This is a genomic window from Anoxybacillus sp. J5B_2022 (assembly GCF_026847645.1).
GTDB lineage: Bacteria > Bacillota > Bacilli > Bacillales > Anoxybacillaceae > Anoxybacteroides.
Window position 1 is genome coordinate 1 of sequence record NZ_JAPSMC010000165.1, and the last position, 721, is coordinate 721.

1 pseudogene is annotated in these 721 nt (G+C 38.6%); it reads right to left on the bottom strand.

The features are described 5' to 3' along the window. Window positions 1–435: 435 nt before the first annotated feature. Window positions 436–721: pseudogene (locus tag M4I42_RS17020) on the bottom strand (IS4 family transposase); the annotation flags it as partial.

Below are 721 nucleotides of genomic sequence, written 5' to 3' on the forward strand. Positions count from 1 at the left end.
CGAAATATAATTCTCTCCCCCGTACTGAATGCTTCTCCCAAACAACAATGCAAAGATAAAGAAACTAAAAAGATGGATGCTCATGTTCTCACCTAATGATTATAGTTGTAGTGTAGGTTAATTGAAATTTCTGTTTTAAAATATTTATTTCCTTCATCATTCACAATGAAATTCCATTTTTTATCATTCATTATATAAGGATAGGGGCTATATTGGCGAGTGGTTTTTGAAAAAGAAAGGTGCCCAAAAAACTAGCGAGCATTTTTTGCTCATACTTCGCACCTTCCCGACGAAATTTGGAGGATTTTTCATCCCGATGTCGAATAGATTCTTGGTACACAAGGAAAGCAAAGGAGTTTCCACACCATGGACGTTCGAATTCGTGCTATTTACGAATATTACTATTTTAATATAATAATCACCCACGGCTGTTGATTATCCAAAATTAGGCATACTCCCCCCATATATTCGAGCATACTCAAATAAGACAGCTGCCATCTCGGATTTCCATTCGAGAGGAAGTTGTCCAGAGAAAAAACGACGGACAAACGAAAGAAAGGAAAGAGACGAGGTTGTCCGTTTTTCCGTTCGATGATATAGCCATCTCCATAACACATAAGCGATCAATGCCGCAAAGAGCTGGTTGTATACCGCGTGCTCGTTAGTGCCAAACAACGTTGGAACGTTTAGGTATTGCTTTACCCATCGGAAAAAACACTTC